Annotated in this window: 16 protein-coding genes; 8 read left to right on the top strand and 8 right to left on the bottom strand. The window is 30.6% G+C overall.

Annotation, left to right across the window (positions count from 1 at the left end):
- Nucleotides 1-21: 21 nt before the first annotated feature.
- On the bottom strand, nt 22-606 hold the full coding sequence (gene endA / locus CEE44_02655) for a tRNA-intron lyase (GenBank protein TKJ17412.1): 585 nt from the start codon (nt 604-606) through the stop codon (nt 22-24).
- A 79-nt stretch (nt 607-685) separates the two neighbouring features.
- Between endA and CEE44_02650 the strand changes: the two genes are divergently transcribed.
- The 4 genes from CEE44_02650 (at nt 686) to CEE44_02635 (ending at nt 3,817) form a co-directional block, all read left to right on the top strand.
- On the top strand, nt 686-1,798 hold the full coding sequence (locus CEE44_02650; GenBank protein ID TKJ17411.1) for a hypothetical protein: 1,113 nt from the start codon (nt 686-688) through the stop codon (nt 1,796-1,798).
- A gap of 41 nt (nt 1,799-1,839) precedes the next feature.
- Complete coding sequence (rnz, locus tag CEE44_02645; GenBank protein TKJ17410.1) at nt 1,840-2,736, top strand: ribonuclease Z; 897 nt, start codon at nt 1,840-1,842, stop codon at nt 2,734-2,736.
- Nucleotides 2,736-3,119: a Holliday junction resolvase gene (locus tag CEE44_02640; protein ID TKJ17409.1), complete on the top strand. Its 384-nt coding sequence runs from the start codon at nt 2,736-2,738 to the stop codon at nt 3,117-3,119. The genes rnz and CEE44_02640 overlap by 1 nt, the downstream gene beginning before the upstream one ends.
- A 188-nt stretch (nt 3,120-3,307) precedes the next feature.
- The gene (locus CEE44_02635) at nt 3,308-3,817 is read left to right on the top strand and encodes a hypothetical protein (GenBank protein ID TKJ17408.1); all 510 of its coding nucleotides are present in this window, start codon (nt 3,308-3,310) and stop codon (nt 3,815-3,817) included.
- Here the strand turns inward: CEE44_02635 and CEE44_02630 are convergent.
- The 3 genes from CEE44_02630 to CEE44_02620 form a co-directional block, all read right to left on the bottom strand.
- Nucleotides 3,810-4,715, bottom strand: coding sequence for a hypothetical protein (locus tag CEE44_02630; protein ID TKJ17407.1), 906 nt, complete (start codon nt 4,713-4,715; stop codon nt 3,810-3,812). The two genes, CEE44_02635 and CEE44_02630, sit on opposite strands and share 8 nt — an antisense overlap.
- A gap of 30 nt (nt 4,716-4,745) precedes the next feature.
- On the bottom strand, nt 4,746-4,979 hold the full coding sequence (locus CEE44_02625; protein ID TKJ17406.1) for a hypothetical protein: 234 nt from the start codon (nt 4,977-4,979) through the stop codon (nt 4,746-4,748).
- 113 nt (nt 4,980-5,092) lie between these two features.
- Nucleotides 5,093-5,905 (bottom strand): hypothetical protein, encoded by an 813-nt coding sequence (locus tag CEE44_02620; protein TKJ17405.1) that lies wholly within the window; start codon nt 5,903-5,905, stop codon nt 5,093-5,095.
- Nucleotides 5,906-6,437: 532 nt separating this feature from the next.
- Here CEE44_02620 and CEE44_02615 point away from each other — a divergent pair.
- From CEE44_02615 to CEE44_02605, 3 genes are read left to right on the top strand one after another with little or no spacing between them, the layout of a single operon-like run.
- Nucleotides 6,438-7,649, top strand: coding sequence for a cell division control protein Cdc6 (locus CEE44_02615; GenBank protein TKJ17404.1), 1,212 nt, complete (start codon nt 6,438-6,440; stop codon nt 7,647-7,649).
- Between the two features lie 25 nt (nt 7,650-7,674).
- On the top strand, nt 7,675-9,243 hold the full coding sequence (locus CEE44_02610) for a hypothetical protein (GenBank protein TKJ17403.1): 1,569 nt from the start codon (nt 7,675-7,677) through the stop codon (nt 9,241-9,243).
- A gap of 4 nt (nt 9,244-9,247) precedes the next feature.
- Nucleotides 9,248-12,763, top strand: coding sequence for a DNA polymerase II large subunit (locus CEE44_02605; GenBank protein ID TKJ17402.1), 3,516 nt, complete (start codon nt 9,248-9,250; stop codon nt 12,761-12,763).
- Here CEE44_02605 and CEE44_02600 read toward each other — a convergent pair.
- Together CEE44_02600 and CEE44_02595 are read right to left on the bottom strand one after the other, a co-directional pair.
- Nucleotides 12,760-13,059, bottom strand: a complete 300-nt coding sequence (locus CEE44_02600; GenBank protein ID TKJ17401.1) for a hypothetical protein — start codon at nt 13,057-13,059, stop codon at nt 12,760-12,762. The two genes, CEE44_02605 and CEE44_02600, sit on opposite strands and share 4 nt — an antisense overlap.
- Before the next feature lies 1 nt (nt 13,060).
- Nucleotides 13,061-13,471: a translation initiation factor IF-2 subunit beta gene (locus tag CEE44_02595; protein ID TKJ17400.1), complete on the bottom strand. Its 411-nt coding sequence runs from the start codon at nt 13,469-13,471 to the stop codon at nt 13,061-13,063.
- An 88-nt stretch (nt 13,472-13,559) separates the two neighbouring features.
- Here CEE44_02595 and CEE44_02590 point away from each other — a divergent pair, with 88 nt between their 5' ends.
- A complete protein-coding gene (locus CEE44_02590) occupies nt 13,560-14,384 on the top strand; it encodes a hypothetical protein (protein TKJ17399.1) in 825 nt (274 codons plus the stop codon).
- Here CEE44_02590 and CEE44_02585 read toward each other — a convergent pair.
- Both CEE44_02585 and CEE44_02580 read right to left on the bottom strand, forming a co-directional pair.
- On the bottom strand, nt 14,376-15,029 hold the full coding sequence (locus CEE44_02585; protein ID TKJ17398.1) for a hypothetical protein: 654 nt from the start codon (nt 15,027-15,029) through the stop codon (nt 14,376-14,378). The two genes, CEE44_02590 and CEE44_02585, sit on opposite strands and share 9 nt — an antisense overlap.
- A gap of 14 nt (nt 15,030-15,043) precedes the next feature.
- Entirely contained in the window at nt 15,044-17,065 is a 2,022-nt protein-coding gene (locus CEE44_02580; protein TKJ17397.1) for an AAA family ATPase, read from the bottom strand.
- Nucleotides 17,066-17,071 lie beyond the last annotated feature (6 nt).

Raw genomic sequence — 17,071 nt, 5'->3', positions numbered from 1 at the left:
GTTTATTATAGAGAAATGTTACTACGGTCTTGTCCACTTTATTTCCCAATATGTTACATCGTTTTCTGCGTCCAAAACAGCCATTAAAAGTTTCTTTTTTGTTGAATGTGCTACTCTGTTTTTTGCAGAAAATTCATACCATGTTAAAGCAGATGCTTCTTGTACAGGATAGACTATCCATTTTGCATGATCTTCTCCTGGTTTAACTCCCCTATCATAAACTCTGAAATCTGCACCAAATTTTAACGCGGTTTTTATAATATATCCCCTATTTCTTATATCTTTAAAGACACAATATCTTGTCCAAAAGTTTGGTTCTAATTTGATTGCTTTTTTTATAAATTTTTCAAAATCTATTTTTCTGTTTGAGGCAGATACTGTTTCTAATACTCCTTTCTCTAGAAGGTATGCTGATTCTATTAATGATAATTGGACCCTCCCGTTATTAAGAAGTATTCCATATCTGCTTTGATTATATAATTCACGAGATTGATCAGAATTTTCCGTTGTAACTCTTTCTCCGGATAGAACTGCTTTTATGGGTTCTTTTGGTTTAATTGTGTTTGTTTCTTGTTTTTTTGTTGTTTTCTTTTTTTTTGTTGTCATAGTCTATATCAAATAGTTCAAGCTTAAAAAGTTTTCTTTTTAATAAAATTTATTAAGTTGTGGTTGTTTTATTAAACTTATGAAAAAGGTATTTGTCCAGATTGTTGGGTGTTGTAGGAGAAGATCTCTTGATGCTACAAAATTGGTTAATTATTTCAGATTAAATAAATGTAATATTGTAAAAAAAGCGCAAGAAGCTGATTATATAATTTTGCTTACTTGTGCATATAAACAATCTAAAGAAGATGAATGTTTTAAGTTGATTAAACAATTGCAGAATTATGGGGGTGAATTGGTTATTTTGGGATGTTTGCCAGCAATATCCCCTACAAAGTTTAGGGAAAAATTTAATGGAAAATATATTATTCCTCAGAAATTGGAGGAAATTGATATTTTTTTTAAGGATTTTAAAATTAAATTTTCTGAATTACCAGACGGCAATAAAGAGTTTGGTTTATCTCAGGAAGAAAATAAAGATTGTCTTTTGCGTATTGGGTGGGGGTGTATATCTAATTGTTCTTATTGCGCTATACCTAAGGCAACAGGGACATTAAAGAGTAAACCTTTGGGTGTTTGTTTAGAAGAATATAGAATGCTTTTGGAGAGAGGTTATAAAGAATTTAATATATGTGCAGAAAATGTAGGTTCTTATGGGGTGGATATAAAAAGTTCTCTTCAGGTATTATTAGAAAAAATGGAAGGTGTTGAAGGCAAACAAAAGGTTTATTGGAATATTCACGAAATACATCCTAAATGGGTTATTGAATATAAATCTGATCTTATTAAATGGGTTAAAAAAGGGAAGATAAAATGTCTAGGATGCACTATTCAGTCTGGAAGTGATAGGATATTAAAGTTAATGAATCGTTATGATAAAAGTGAAGATATTGTAAAAACCTTATTAGAATTGAAAAAAGCCAATTCTAATTTATATCTTTCAACGCATGTCTTGGTTGGGTTTCCTTCGGAAACAGAGGAAGATTTAGAAGATACATTAAATGTGATTAAACAAATAGGGTTTGATATGGTTATTGTATATGTTTATACTCTTAGAGAAGGCACCGCGGCATATAAATTAGAAGGGAGGATAGATAATAGAGTTAAAAGAGAGATGTTGCAAAAAACATTGGATTTTTGTAAATCTAATAATATAACTGCTATTAGTGATGAAGTTTGTTTTCTTGATGGTTAATTAGACAAAAATTTAAATACCTTGTGTTATTAATTAAAACTATGATAGAATTAGTATTTTTAGGTACATCGAGTATGGTACCAACCAAGGAAAGGAACCATAGTTCTGTTTTGATTAGTTTTAAAGGTAATAATATTCTTGTTGATTGTGGTGAAGGGACGCAAAGACAATTAAAATTCGCTGGGGTGGGTATTTCTAAAATAAATAAAATTTTGATTAGTCATTGGCATGGTGATCATGTTTTGGGGTTGCCTGGTTTAATACAGACCTTAGCAACAAGTGATTATGAAGGGGTTTTAGAGATTTATGGACCAAAAGGAACAAAAGAGAAATTTAAACATATGTTTAAGGCTTTTGAGTTTGATCAGAACAAAATTAATTTGGAAATAAAAGAGATAAATAAAGGGAGGTTTTTTGAGAATAATGATTTTGTTTTAGAAGTTTTACCTTTAGAACATAGTGTACCTTGTTTGGGTTATAATTTTATTGAAAAAGATAGGAGAAGAATAAATCTAAAAAAAGCAAAGAAAATAGGGTTAAAAGAAGGCCCTTTGCTTGGTAAATTACAAAGCGGGAAAACAATTACATTTAATGGGAAAAAGATAAAACCAGATGACGTTAGTTATGTTGTTAAAGGGGGGAAAGTAAGTTTTGTTTCGGATACTTTAGTTTGTAAAAATGCCTATACTTTGGCTAAAGGTGCTGATTTATTGATTTGTGAATCTACGTATTGTTCTGATTTAGAAGAAAAAAGTGAAGAATATTTCCATATGACTGCTAAACAGGCAGCAAGTATAGCAAACAAATCTGATGTAAAACAACTTATTTTAACTCATATAAGTGCAAGATATAAAGATGCAAAAGAAGTTGAGAATGATGCAAAAGATATTTTTGAAGATGTGAAGTGTTCTTATGATTTTATGAAGGTTAAAATATAATGTCTCAAAAAACAAAAGGGAGCAATGCTGAAAGGGAGCTTGTTCATAAATTCTGGGCTAATGGTTTTGGTGCTATAAGATCTGCAGGATCTGGTTCTATGAAATATCCTTCTCCAGATATCCTTGTAGCCAAAAAAGGGAGGGTAATTGCAATAGAGTGCAAGGTTACTCAAAATATATATAAATATTTTGAAAAGAAGGAGATCCATGATTTAAAAGAATTTTCAAAGTTTTTTAATGCAGAGCCTTATGTTGCTGTTAAATTCAAAGGAAGGGGGTGGTTTTTTTTGAATATTGATAGATTAAAAGAGAAGGGCAAATCTTTTATGATTGATTTAGATTTGGCTAAGAAATCTGGTGTTTTGTTTGAGAGTTTTATCTAATTTCTTATTCTTTAGTGGTGAATGAGTTAAACATTAATTATGTGCAGAAAAAACGAAAGATTTATAAAGGGCATTCCCTCATAAGAAGGGTCAGAGATAAGTTAAATTTCTGGTTTTACGCAAGAATCAAGATGCTTGGTTTTTGAAAGGGGGTATTAAGGATAGACTTAGTAACTTTAGGAGTAGAAATGAGGCTCTCAAATAATGTTATAGATGTTGTAGTTAAGGAAGTTGTAGGAGAAGATGCGCTTCCCTTAGTTAAATTTCTAAAGAAGAATAAGAATGTTTCGGAATTTAAGATAGCTGATGTTATTAAGAAAGAGGTAAATGCTACCAGAAACATATTATATAGGTTGTATGAGAATAATTTAGTGTCTTTTATGAGGAAAAAAGACAAGCAAAAAGGGTGGTATATTTATTATTGGACATTTAATCAAAAAAGGGTAAAATATTTAGTGATGGATTTGAAGAAGAAGAAGTTAGAAAAATTAAAAGAAAGGGTTGAAAGAGAGAAAGGATCTCATTTTTTTGGTTGTAAAAACCGATGTATAAGACTTAATTTTGATCATGCTACAAATTTTAATTTTAAATGCCCTGAGTGTGGTACTGTATTAGATCAAGAGGATAACACAAAGATTATATTGGAAATTCAGAAAGAAATAGGGGCAATTGAAAAAGAATTAAAAACACCTAACTAAACATAAATTTATATTTAGATTTAAGTTCTTCAATAAATAATTGTGGTTTGAAAATACCTATTTCTGATATAATTCCTGAGATTAAAGTTGGTTTAATTTTTTCAAAAGCGTAATTCTCTATTTTTATTTTTTTAGGGGCATTAACCCATACTTCATCTCTGCTTCTTTTTTCTATTTCTTCATTAAATCCAAAAATAGTTTTGGGATCAAATTTCCAAGAATCTGTGGCAATATAAAGAGGGACATCAAATTTATCTGCTATTTCGGCAAACATTTCAGACCCCATTTTATTGTAACATTTTCCTTCTGAATCTATTGCATCGCATCCTATAATCATTATATCTGCTTTTTTTATTGCTAGTCTTGCTGCAGAGTCTATATAGTGTGTTATAGGTATTTTTTCTTTATTTAATTCTAAAGCTGTTATCCTTCCCTGAAATTTTGGTCTTGTTTCTGTGTTGTGTACTTCAAAAGTTTTGTTTTGTTTTTTTGCTTTTTTTAGTATGGCCATAATAGTTGAGGAATGGCAATGTGTAAATATTATTTGTTTGTTTTTTATTTTCCTGGCACCAATTTTTGCAATAGTGTTTTCAGTAGATTCTAAATGAAATAGTGCTTGTTTTATCCTTAAATTGAGTTTTTTTTGGAGTTTATTCAAAGAAGAAGCATCTAAATCATGAGTAACAAAATTTAAAGCATTTCTCATACAAGGTTCTGTAGGTCTTGTTTGAAACAATATCGTTTTGGCTTTTTCTAATTCATCTATGAATTTTGTTTTGGTGATTGTATCTATGTTATTAGAATAATCTTTTAAAGCCAAGACAGCGTGTTTTGCTATGTTCTCTGCTGATTGAATCTTTAAATCTTTTATATCCCTAACTATTTTATCAAATTTCATATTATATAATTTATGAAAAATTAAGAAGAATTATTTTTTCTTTTTCTTCCTTTTGGCTGCTTTTTTTGTTGTTGTTTTCCTAATTTTAAGGGCTTTTTCTATTCTAAGTTCTTCTCTTAATATTTTTGCAGCAATTGTTTCTATATGGCCTTCAATTCTTGATACTCTTCTCTCCATTAATACAAGAACCCTTAAACTGTATACTATAGCTGCTAAAGTACCGATTATGATACTAAGAATTACTCCTTCTAAATTTAATGCCATTTTTCACCTCTTTTTGATAATTGGATTGTGTTGTCTCTAATATAGAATAACTATTATTTAAAGGTTTTCTTTTGATTATTAAAAAAGAATAAAAATTAGTTTATAAATCAAAATTAAATTTTTATTTTGTTTAAAGGTTCTAGGTTTGGCCAGTTTGATTCAAACAAATCTCTTAATGATGTTAAGAATGGTTTAGATTCTGCCCATACTGCACAGTCATAGTTTGGATCTAGATTTGTATCATCTAAAAGCATAAATATAATTTTTTCGCCATCTATAATACAAAACCTTGATTTATTTTTTGTGTTTCTTATTTCTGCGAATCTTGAAAGTTCTTTTGCTTCTTTTATGTTTTCTTTGGTTATTGGTGCAGCTATTTTTACATCAATTTTTTTATCTTTATTTTTTGATAAAACATCTAATAATATGTGTTTTTGTGTTTTAATTCCTTCTTCATTTGTCATAAGGAGAACAGAAGTTTTTGCTTCTCTTATCATTAATTCGATATTGTTGTAAATGGTTTTTTTCCCTTTAAAATATCCCACCAGGTCTGATGGTTCAATTTCAGAGGAACCTTGTTTGTGAATAATATTAAGTTCTTCAAGAATTGTGGAATTTTTAAGTTCTTCGAGTAAAATTGTTTTTGTATCTGATTCTTCTTTTACTTTCTTTTTTACTCTTTCGACAACCTCTTCAGGAGGAACTGCAAGATATTTTATTGGTTTTCCTACATTTAATATAATAAAACCTTTTTTTTCTAAACTTTCTAGTACATCATAGGTTCTAGATCTTGGTACGTTTGCTATATTTGATAGTTCTCCTGCTGTTGAAACCCCTCTAGACAACAAAGCAGTCCAAAGCTTACTTTCATAAGTATTTAGGCCAAAATCTCTTAATTTTGATAAAAAATTCTTTTGTGCGATCATCTTTATTCCCCCAAACGTTGTTTAAATTATCAGAACCCCTTTTCAAGAAAGAAGATGGGTATACAGTATTTAAATCTTTCTATTTTGTTGTTATTCTAAAGTGATAAAAAGGGTTTTTCTATGATTGTTACCCCTTTGTTGCGTGTGGAAGATTTTTTATCAAAAAATTGGTTTTTTGGTGTTTTTTGTATATATCTTTTCTATTATTGGTTTTTTGATATGTATTTTATTAAGTATATTTTGAATAATTATAATCTTATATGTATATTATAATATAATATTGTTTTCAATATTGAAAATAATAATAAGAGAGAATAAATATATATTATTCGTTTTATATTTTAAAATAGTTATTTAAAAAAATATGTTTTTTATAATATATGTTTAAATACATAGAAAAACAATGAATAAAATAAATAGATTATTTAAGCAAAACACCCATTTTTTGAACCACTATCTCCAATAGAAGTAAAGGGGTATGTATTTTATAGTTCAATAATCCTTATATAGGAAATAAAAACAACAATATTCTATGAAAAAACAAAATTCATCAAATTTCTTTGAAAATTTCTTAAAAAAAGAGGAAATATTTACCAATAAAAAAATATTACAAATATCTTATTTGCCTGATACTATTGAACATAGAGGAGAACAAATCGAGAAAATACAAAACATATTGGCCCCTGTAATGAAGTTAGAAAGGCCGTCTAATCTTTTTATATATGGCAAGACCGGAACAGGAAAAACTGTTTCTATAAAACATATCACAAATCAATTAAAAGAAGCAGCAGAAAAAGCAGATAAACCCATAACAGTAATATATGTGAATTGTAAATTAAAAAGGGTTGCAGATACAGAATATAGAATTATTGCGCAGCTTGGTAGGGAGATGGGCAAGAAAATACCAGATACTGGCCTCCCCACAGATGGGGTGTATAGAATATTTGTTGATGCTGTTGATAAAAAAGAGAAGTTTTTATTGATAGTTTTAGATGAAATAGACCAATTAGTTAATAAAACAGGGGACGATATTCTTTATAATCTTATAAGTATAAATGAAGAACTTAAAAATTCACAAATTTCCATTGTAGGAATATCTAATAACTCCCGTTTTATTGATAATATTGATCCCAGAGTAAAAAGCAGATTATCCGAGGAAGATATATTGTTTCCACCTTATAACGCTCTTCAATTGCAGGACATATTAAGAAAAAGATCAAACAAAGCATTTAAGAAAAACGTTTTAAAACAAGGGGTTGTTGAAAAATGTGCTGCATATTCTGCAAAGGAACATGGAGATGCAAGAAGAGCTTTAGATTTATTAAGAGTAGCAGGAGAGGTTGCAGAAAGAGAAGGATCTAAAAGCGTTAATATCAAACACATTGATGAGGCAGAAGAAAAGATAGAGAAAGACAGAGTATTTGATATAATCACAACACAACCAAAACAATCACAAGCAACCTTATACTCTATGTTGCTTATAAATTCAAAAAATAATGAGGTTATTTTAACAGGACAGATATATGATACGTATAAAAATTTATGTAGTCAAATAAATCTTAAACCACTTACCCAAAGACGAATAGGGGATCTGATTGCTGAAATGGATATGATGGGTATTATTAATGCAAGGGTTATTAGTAAAGGAAGATATGGAAGAACAAGAGAAATCACTTTATCTACTCCTGAAACCACAAATAAAAAAATAAAACAAATATTAGAGGAAGGTTTGGATATCTCTTAAGTTAATCAAACCTTCTTACCTAAAAATGAAAGACAAAAAAGAAATAATAAAGTTTTTTTTAGATAAGAGTATTCTAATTAGCAAACAGATTATAGAGAAATTAGCTGAAAATGATGTCGATTTAAACCAATTTTATGAGAATATAAAAAATAAAATTGATTCTGATTCTTTTCTAATATTAGATCAACACCTAGAAGAATTTTTAGTATCAACGAGAAAAGACATCAATTGGAAGGAATATGATAAGTCGGTAGTCTTAGCAAAAAAAGGGAACGACAAACTATATGATAAATTCACAGAATATATGAATGGAAACGAAGAAGAAAAACCAATTGGGAACAAAGATGTTAAAATAATATTTTCTTATGATGAAGAATCTAAAAAAAGAGAAGTCCAAGATTTTGTATATTTGTTTAATAAAAGATTCGATAGTATTGAAAAAATATTAAAGAATAGGGTGGAATTACAAAACTTATTATCTATTAAAAGAATAAAACAAAAACAAGACAAAGACAATCTATCTTTGATAGCCATTGTTGGAGATAAAAAAATTACTAAGAATGGCAATATAATCCTGACTGTGGAAGATCGGACAGATTCTATAAATGTTTTAATTAATAAAAATAAACCAGATCTTTTCAAATTAGCAAGAGACATTGTTGCAGATGAAATAATAGGGGTTGTGGGAGTAAACGGAGAGAATATTGTGTTTGCAAATAATGTTGTATGGCCAGAAATACCTTCAAATAAGGAGATAAAAAATGCAGATGAAGAGGTTTTTGCTTTGTTTTTGTCAGATTTACATGTCGGCTCAGACAATTTTTTAGAAGAAAACATGCAGAAATTCCTCAAATGGATTAAAGGAGAGGTTGGTTCTGAAAAACAAAAAGAAATTGCTAAAAAAACAAAATATATTTTTATTGTTGGAGACCTTGTTGACGGATGTGGGATATACCCTGGTCAAGAAGAGGAACTTGTTATAAACGATATTTATAAACAATATGATGAATGCGCCAAATACTTAAAAGAAATACCTTCAAACATAAATTTAATTGTTTGTCCCGGCAATCATGATGCAATGAGGATTGCAGAACCACAACCCCAATTATACCAAGATTTTGCAAAATCGTTATGGGAATTACCAAATATACATATGGTAAGCAACCCATCAATGGTTAATATACACTCTTCTGATAATTTTTCTGGTTTTGATGTTTTGTTATATCATGGATTTAGTTTTGATTATTATGTTGCAAATGTAGATGGAATAAGAATGAATGGAGGGTATGATAGAGCAGACCTTATTATGAAATTTTTATTGAAAAGAAGACATCTTGCGCCAACCCACACTTCCACTTTATATGTTCCAGACGCCAACCAAGATAATTTAGTTATAGATAAAATTCCTGATTTTTTTGTTACAGGACATATCCATAAATCTTCTGTTTCAAGTTACAAAAACATTACTTTAATTTGTGGAAGCTGTTGGCAGTCTAAAACGCCTTTTCAAGAGAAAGTAGGACATCATCCAGAACCTTGCAGAGTTCCTATTGTAAATCTAAAGACGAGAGATATGAAAATAATGAGGTTTTAGTTTTATGAAAGAATATTTTGAAGAAATAGACAAAAAATTAAAACAAGCGTATAAAGCAGCAACAGAAGCTAGAAAAAAAGGACACGACCCCCAGCCGAAAGTAGAGATTCCTGTAGCTAAAGACATGGCAGAGAGGGTAGAAGGAATTATTTCCACTGTTGCACCCCAAATTGTTGATAAAGGCGTTGCTAAGAGATTAAGAGAATTAGAAAAAAAATATGGTGTTCTTGATTGGAGAGTTTCTCTTCTTATTGCAGAGGAAGTAGCAAAAGAGAAATTTTGCAAGTTTAAAGACAAAACAGAAGCAATGGAAGTGGGAATAAGGGTTGGTTTTGCTTATCATACTCTTGGAACGGTTGCAAGCCCTTTAGAGGGGTTTACTAAATTACAAATAGAAAAAAGGAAGGATGGAAAAGATTATTTTAAATTATATTTTTCTGGACCAATAAGGAGCGCAGGAGGAACAGGAGCATCTGTTTCTGTTTTGATAGCAGATTATATAAGAAAAAAGATGGGTTTTGAGGTTTATGATCCAACCGAACAAGAAATTAAAAGATATATAACTGAATTATATGATTACCATGAACGTATTACAAACCTCCAATATCTTCCTTCTGAAGAGGAGATAAAATTTTTAACACAACATATTCCTGTTCAGATTGCAGGAGACCCTTCTGAAAAAATAGAAGTATCAAATTATAAAGATTTGAATAGAGTTGAAACAAATCGAATAAGAAACGGGGTGTGTTTGGTAATAGGAGAAGGGATAGCACAAAAGGCACCAAAACTATGGAAACAACTTTCTAAATGGGGAAAAGAGTTTGATTTAGAACAATGGAATTTTCTAAATGATTTTGTTAAATTACAAAAAAGAATAAAATCAAAAGGAGAAACAAAAGAAGAAACCAAAATAAACCCAGACTTCACTTTTATAAAAGACCTTCCAGCAGGAAGACCTATCTTAACATACCCTATGAGGAAAGGGGGCCTGAGGATGAGGTATGGGAGATCAAGAACATCTGGTTATTCTGCATGTAATATAAATCCCCTCACAATGGGCGTAATGAATGACTATATTGCTACGGGAACCCAATTAAAAGTAGAAAGGCCAGGCAAGGGATGTACTGTTTCTCCTTGTGATACTATAGAAGGGCCAATTGTAAAGGTAGAAGACGGAAGCGTTTTGAGAATAGAGAACAAACAACAATTAAAAGAAGTTAAAGACAAAATAAAGAAGATCTTGTTTTTAGGAGACATTCTAATTAGTTATGGGGATTTTTTTAATAGGGCCCATGTTTTAGCTCCCCCTGGCTATTGTGAAGAGTGGTGGGTTCAAGAACTTGAAAAAGCGACAGTTAATATGTTCGGGAGTCTTAATTTAGATAAATTATCTGAGTTAATCAATATACCTAAAGACGCTCTTTCTGTTTTATTAAAAAACCCCCTAACAACAAAAATATCACCTGGTGCTGCAATATCTATATCAGAAAAACTGCAGATTCCTTTACACCCTTTTTTTACACTCCATTTTGATTCTATATCTGCTGAGGATTTATTATATTTGTTGGATTTGATAGAGTCTTCAGATATTGTGGCAGATGGGAATAACATAGAGAAAATAATATTAAAATCAGACGAAAAAGGAAAAGAGACATTAGAAAAAATAGGGTTGCCTCATTTATTTATCAATAAAGAATTTATTGTTATTGAGAAAAACCACGCTAAACCATTTATGATTAGTTTAGGTATAATTTCAAAAGAAGATATCAAAGAGATTAAACAAAAGATAAATCAAAACAAAGACAAACCAATCTTAGAGATTATTAATATTATTTCAAAAGTCAAAATAAGGGACAAATCTGGTTTGTTTATTGGGGCGAGAATGGGGCGCCCAGAAAAAGCAAAGATAAGAGAATTAACAGGGAGCCCTCAAGTTTTGTTTCCGGTAGGAGAAGAAGGCGGGCGTCTTCGGTGTTTTCAGTCTGCTTTGGATGTAGGGACCATTCGTGCAGATTTTCCTATATTTGTTTGTTCTAAATGCAATAAAGAAACAATATCTAAGGTTTGTTTAGATTGTGGAAAACCAACAAAACAAATGTATCATTGTAAAATATGCGGAGTTACTTCTAAAGAAGAATGCCAACACGGAAAAAACATGCCTTTTGTAACTAAAGATTTTGATATAAAAGATTACTTTAACAAATCTTTAAAGAAATTAAAAATGAAAAACTATCCTGATTTGATAAAAGGCGTTAGAGGAACTTCTAATAAAGATCATACTCCTGAAAATTTAATGAAAGGAATTTTAAGAGCAAAACATAATATTTATGTTAATAAAGACGGAACAACAAGATATGATATGACCCAGATGCCCATAACTCATTTTAAACCAAAAGAGATTGGAACAAGCATTGAAAAACTAAAAGAATTAAGTTATACAAAAGACACTAAAGGCAGCGAATTAACCAACGATGAACAAACAATAGAGCTAAAACCCCAAGATATTATTTTACCTGCTTGCCCTGAATCACCAGACAAAGGAGCAGATGAAATTTTGTTTAATGTAGCAAATTTTATTGATGATGCTCTCGAGAGAATGTATGGTTTAAAATCTTTTTATAATTTTAATAAAAAAAAAAATTTAATTGGGCATCTTGCTTTGGCATTGGCACCACACACTTCTGCTGCCATACTCACAAGGATAATTGGATTTTCAAAGACGCAAGGTTTTTTTGCCCATCCTTTGATACATGCAGCAACACGGAGAGATTGTGATGGGGATGAGGCAAGTATAATTTTATTAATGGATGCTTTAATTAATTTTTCAAGATCTTACTTACCTTCACATCGGGGATCATCACAAGACGCCCCTTTGGTTTTAACGTCTAAATTAATTCCAACAGAAGTTGATGATATGGTTTTTGATTTAGATATCGCATGGACGTATCCTCTTGATTTTTATGAAGCATGTTTAGAATATAAACAACCATGGGATGTTGAAGTCAAACAACTTATAAAAAACATACAAAATGATATAAGTTATGGTGATGTTGGATTTACTCACGATACTTCAAATATAAATGATGGGGTAGTTTGTTCTGCTTACAAAACAATCCCCTCAATGGAAGATAAATTGAAAGGCCAAATGGATTTAGGCGAAAAGATAATTGCAGTAGATGAATCTGATGAAGCAAGACTAGTAATCGAAAAGCATTTTATTAAAGATACTAAAGGAAATTTGAGGAAGTTTTCAATGCAGAAATTTAGATGTGTTAAATGCAATGAAAAGTTTAGGAGGCCCCCTTTGATTGGAAAATGTTCAAAATGCGGGGGAAAAATTATTTTTACAATATCAAAAGGAAGCGTTATAAAATATTTAGAACCCTCTATTAGTTTAGCTGAAAAATATAATGTTCCTGTTTATTTAAAACAGAGTTTAACTTTATTACAAAGAAGGATAGAAGGTATGTTTGGTAAGGAAAAAGAGAAACAAGAAGGATTAGGCAAATGGTTTGGTTAGAGTCCTTGTATAACGACCTGAGCATAAGGGATATCTGAGATTTTTTTTACATGTTCTGAATCAATAACTCCTTCTTTTATAGCAAGATTTATTACCTTTTCTCCAACTAAATTAATCATATCACAATTTCTCATCAAATCACAAACTTCCAACTCTGTTTTTTCTATGCCTTTATAAAAATCAGATGTAAGATCTAGTTGCTTGTTCCCCTCTTCAAATTTCTTTCCAAGAATTTCATTATCACAAACCACTAGAAGAATTCTTTTGTCTTCTGTTTGGTGGGTTTTTACTATCATTTTAAATTTTAAATTTTATAGGGTTCTTTGCTCCACAAACCATACATTTTACAAACATTAAGTTGTTTTCTTTTAAAAATTCAGTGTCTGGTTTTCCACATTCTTTACAAAAAACAAAATCATCAGCATATTGTTTTATTTTATTATTAAAATCAGAGGAAGATATCTTTCTCCCAAAGATTACAGAATCATTTTTTTTAATTTCGCCAGGAGTAGCCAATTCCTTTAATAAATATTTTAAGACGTGTTCTATTGGTCTATGCAAGTGTTGAGATATTTGTTGCAGATTAACAATTATTGTTTTTGTGCCTTGGATGTGTCCTTTTACAGGAGGTATTTCAAACCTCTCTTTTTCATGAACAGATTCCGGCATTTCTTTTTTTGCCTTTTCCAATAGTTTTTGATAATCCATAAGGATAGAAATTAATATAAATGGTTTTATAAATATTTCTAAATCTCGAAACAAAAATTATATAAACTACAATTAGTAGAAATATAATATGGTATTAGAGAGCCTAATAAACCCTTTTACTGCTAAAAAACACCCTTGGGAAATGTTTTTTGTAGGTTTTTTGTATAATTCAATTGCAATATTTCTTTCTTTATGGGTATTTGAAGAATACGCAAGTCTTGTTATGGTTTTCTTGACTGTTATGGCCTGTGTGCCTTTTATCTATAAAACAATTAAAATAGAAGAAGAGATAGACCTCAAAATAAAAAAAGAATTTGTCCTTATGAAGGAACATTCTAAAGTTTTAATCTTTTTAATCTTTTTATTTTTAGGAATAATGTTGTCGGTTGCTGTTTGGTATGTTGTATTTCCTTCTTCAATACATCAAACTTTGTTTAATATCCAAACAGATACTATTGAGAAAATAAATAATCCCCTGACTGGGAAAGCAATAGGGTCTTTTAATTTGTTTTTAAGGATTTTTTCAAATAACATGAAAGTTCTCATGTTTTGTTTGCTGTTTGCTTTTTTTTATGGAGCAGGAGCCATCTTTATCTTAACATGGAATGCTTCTGTGATTGGGGTTGCGATAGGAAACTTAATAAAAACAAATATAGCAAAAATAACTAATTATTTTTCCGTCTTCCCCTTGGCTGTTTTGAGGTATATGACACACGGTGTGTTTGAAATAAGCGCTTATTTTGCTGCTGGTTTGGCAGGAGGAATAATTTCTATTGCTGTAATCAAACACGAAGGAGGAACAAAACAATTTAGAAAAGTTCTGGTAAATTCGTTTGATATGATTTTAATAGCAATACTGTTGTTGTTTGTTGCGGCACTTGTAGAAGTATTTATTACACCAATTTTATTCTAAAATTTTAATTTTTCCTGGGTTGATCTCAAATAACTCTCCTTGTTTTATCATATTGTTAATTATTTTTTCTGCTTCTTGGTTATTGGATTTTTCTACAATTTCATTAAAATCTGCCCCTTCCCCTTTGTCTAGTTTTTTTATTAATGCAAAAAGATTGCTGTCTTCTACAACTATATCTTCTTCCAAATCATAAACATCGACTTTTGAGGGTTGTTCCTTTTTTTGTTCTTTAGAAAAAGACACTCCCATTTCTAATTTTCTTAATTCTATCCATCTTTTGTTTTCTATTTTCTTAATTATTTCTGGGATAACATACTTTTCTTTTCCAAATTCACGCGGCCGCCCAATTATTAAAATAGAATCGCCAATATTAAAATTATTAAGAATGCCTTTTTCTTCGAAAGTTCTAATACCAATGTTCCCAGAACCATCATCAATAACTATGTTTTGGTATCCTGGGTTTTCTGTTAAAGGCTTGTCAATTATTGTTCCAATGAGATTAACTCTTGAAATTTGTTTTCCATCCCCCAAGACAAGGTAATTCGGGGTCCATCCTTCTACTTTAACATAGTTGCTTTTAAGAATATCTTTAACCATTACTTTATATGCTACATTTCTTTTTTGTGATTGAGTATTCCCATTCATGGTACTTTTTTCTCTCAAATTCTACTTATAAAACCATGTCTTGGTTCGAAAATATCTCCTGCTCTTTTTAACCTTTCAATTATTTCATCAACTTTATCAGAATCAACACCCTTGTTACCAGCTTCTTCTGTTATATCTTCTATTGGAATGGTTTTTCCAATTTTGTTTTCTAAATCATTAATTATTTCTTTTACTATGGATATGTGGCTTCTTTGAGAAGCACTTACTCCTGTTGTTATTCTATCAATATCAATCTTTCCGGTTTCTTTATCAAACCCAACCTGATTTAAGCAGTATTCCAATAAACTTATGGCCCTTATTGCATCTTTTTTGACCACTTTATCAGCTAGTCTCGCTCTTGCCGCTGCTTCTGCCATTCTTACTAATGCTTCTAATTGTCTTGGTGAAATTGGAACAGCTTTTATTGAAGATTCGTCCGAAGAACCCATCATCCTCATCTTTACATAATACTCTCTGATTTCATTTAAAGCAGAATCTGTTAATTTCGGGCTTACTTTCTGTCGTGCATAAGCAATATATTTTTTAAGCATAGGAGTAGGAATTTTTTCTTCTATTGCCTGGGGGTCTTGATGTAATCTGAGCATGTGTGTTGCTAGTTTATTGTCTTTTATTTCTTCTGGTAAATCTTTGATTGGGAATATTAGATCAAACCTGTTTATTAATGTGGGGGGCATATCTATTTGTTTGGCCACAATTTCATAAGGGTCAAATCTTCCAAATTTAGGATTAGCAGCCGCCAAGACGGTTGTTCTGGCTATTAAAGTGGCTTGAATATTTGCTTTTGAAATACTAACTGTTTGATTTTCCATTGCTTCATGCATTGCTGCTCTATCGTCCTCTGAAATTTTATCCATTTCATCTATACAACAAATTCCTCCAGAACTCAACACCATTGCTCCTGCTTCTACTGCAAAACCTCTTAAAAACTCATCTTTAACAACAGATGCTGTTAGTCCTGCTGCGCTCGCCCCTCTGCCTGCAACATAGATTCCTTTAGGAGAGACGTCGTGTATTCTTCTTACAAGAGCAGATTTTCCAGCTCCCGGGTCTCCTACTAAAAGTATATGTACATCCCCTCTACTAACAATTTTATCTTTTCGAACTTTTCTAACCCCACCCATTAACTGCAATAGTAATGATTCTTTTATTGTATCATAACCAAATATAGAAGGGGCTATCGAATCAACTAATTTTTTATAAAGTTCGGGGTCTTTAGAAAGCTCTTTTATTTCTTCTTCGTCTTCTTTTGATATCTGAAAATCATAGAAACTTTCTTCAGATGCTTCAACATTATTCGCTTCTATCAATAAATCAAATCTTGTTAATTTCCCTCCGCTTTTTGATGTAATTGGCACCTCTTTAATAGAACCAATAACCCTAACTTTTGAACCAGGAGCACTTTTTCTTTCAGATATTGGACTTACTAAATCATTTTTAAGAAGAACATTCATTCTTTTTGGTTGTCCTTGGCCTTCTAGGCTTTCTGGGGGTTCTTCTAGTGTTAGGCCTTGTGCATCTACTAATTCTTTACTAATCAATCTGAATTTCCCTTTTCTACCACAACCACATTTTGTGGGCTCTTTAAATACACTGTCTAATTGCAAAACAGAAATTATGTTTCCGCATTGGGGGCATTCGAATTTTGCTGAAGTTACTTGCGGGCGTACATCTGATTTTTGCCGTACTACTCCTTCAATTAAGAAAAGTTTGTTTAAATGTTTACTCCTTATTTCATTAATATTGATTCTTTGTGATTCTGGGATGTTTGTTAATCTGATTTTTATACTCTTTGCTTCTTTGTTGATGTCAAATTGTTCAACACCGAGTTCAAAGGCTTTTATTAGATCTTCTGGGTCTTCTAAAATTAATTCTGCTATTTCAGGATCAAATTTTGTCAGAAGAGAAAAATCAATTTCTAGATATCTTTCGCCTTTTCTTGTTTTCTCAGCTAACTGGGCTTTATAATTCTTTTCTAGAAAATTCTGAAATCTTTTAACTTGTTCTTCTACATTCATCAATTG

This window comes from Candidatus Woesearchaeota archaeon B3_Woes (assembly GCA_005222965.1).
Lineage (GTDB): Archaea > Nanobdellota > Nanobdellia > Woesearchaeales > B3-WOES > B3-WOES.
The sequence above is the reverse complement of the archived record's forward strand: the minus strand, read 5'-3'. Positions and strand labels throughout refer to the sequence as shown.

What these genes read in the sequence shown, in the direction of transcription:
- endA (TKJ17412.1), bottom strand. Translation starts at nt 606, where the DNA reads ATGACAACAAAAAAAAAGAAAACAACAAAAAAACAAGAAACAAACACA.
- CEE44_02650 (TKJ17411.1), top strand. Translation starts at nt 686, where the DNA reads ATGAAAAAGGTATTTGTCCAGATTGTTGGGTGTTGTAGGAGAAGATCT.
- rnz (TKJ17410.1), top strand. Translation starts at nt 1,840, where the DNA reads ATGATAGAATTAGTATTTTTAGGTACATCGAGTATGGTACCAACCAAG.
- CEE44_02640 (TKJ17409.1), top strand. Translation starts at nt 2,736, where the DNA reads ATGTCTCAAAAAACAAAAGGGAGCAATGCTGAAAGGGAGCTTGTTCAT.
- CEE44_02635 (TKJ17408.1), top strand. Translation starts at nt 3,308, where the DNA reads ATGAGGCTCTCAAATAATGTTATAGATGTTGTAGTTAAGGAAGTTGTA.
- CEE44_02630 (TKJ17407.1), bottom strand. Translation starts at nt 4,715, where the DNA reads ATGAAATTTGATAAAATAGTTAGGGATATAAAAGATTTAAAGATTCAA.
- CEE44_02625 (TKJ17406.1), bottom strand. Translation starts at nt 4,979, where the DNA reads ATGGCATTAAATTTAGAAGGAGTAATTCTTAGTATCATAATCGGTACT.
- CEE44_02620 (TKJ17405.1), bottom strand. Translation starts at nt 5,905, where the DNA reads ATGATCGCACAAAAGAATTTTTTATCAAAATTAAGAGATTTTGGCCTA.
- CEE44_02615 (TKJ17404.1), top strand. Translation starts at nt 6,438, where the DNA reads ATGAAAAAACAAAATTCATCAAATTTCTTTGAAAATTTCTTAAAAAAA.
- CEE44_02610 (TKJ17403.1), top strand. Translation starts at nt 7,675, where the DNA reads ATGAAAGACAAAAAAGAAATAATAAAGTTTTTTTTAGATAAGAGTATT.
- CEE44_02605 (TKJ17402.1), top strand. Translation starts at nt 9,248, where the DNA reads ATGAAAGAATATTTTGAAGAAATAGACAAAAAATTAAAACAAGCGTAT.
- CEE44_02600 (TKJ17401.1), bottom strand. Translation starts at nt 13,059, where the DNA reads ATGATAGTAAAAACCCACCAAACAGAAGACAAAAGAATTCTTCTAGTG.
- CEE44_02595 (TKJ17400.1), bottom strand. Translation starts at nt 13,471, where the DNA reads ATGGATTATCAAAAACTATTGGAAAAGGCAAAAAAAGAAATGCCGGAA.
- CEE44_02590 (TKJ17399.1), top strand. Translation starts at nt 13,560, where the DNA reads ATGGTATTAGAGAGCCTAATAAACCCTTTTACTGCTAAAAAACACCCT.
- CEE44_02585 (TKJ17398.1), bottom strand. Translation starts at nt 15,029, where the DNA reads ATGAATGGGAATACTCAATCACAAAAAAGAAATGTAGCATATAAAGTA.
- CEE44_02580 (TKJ17397.1), bottom strand. Translation starts at nt 17,065, where the DNA reads ATGAATGTAGAAGAACAAGTTAAAAGATTTCAGAATTTTCTAGAAAAG.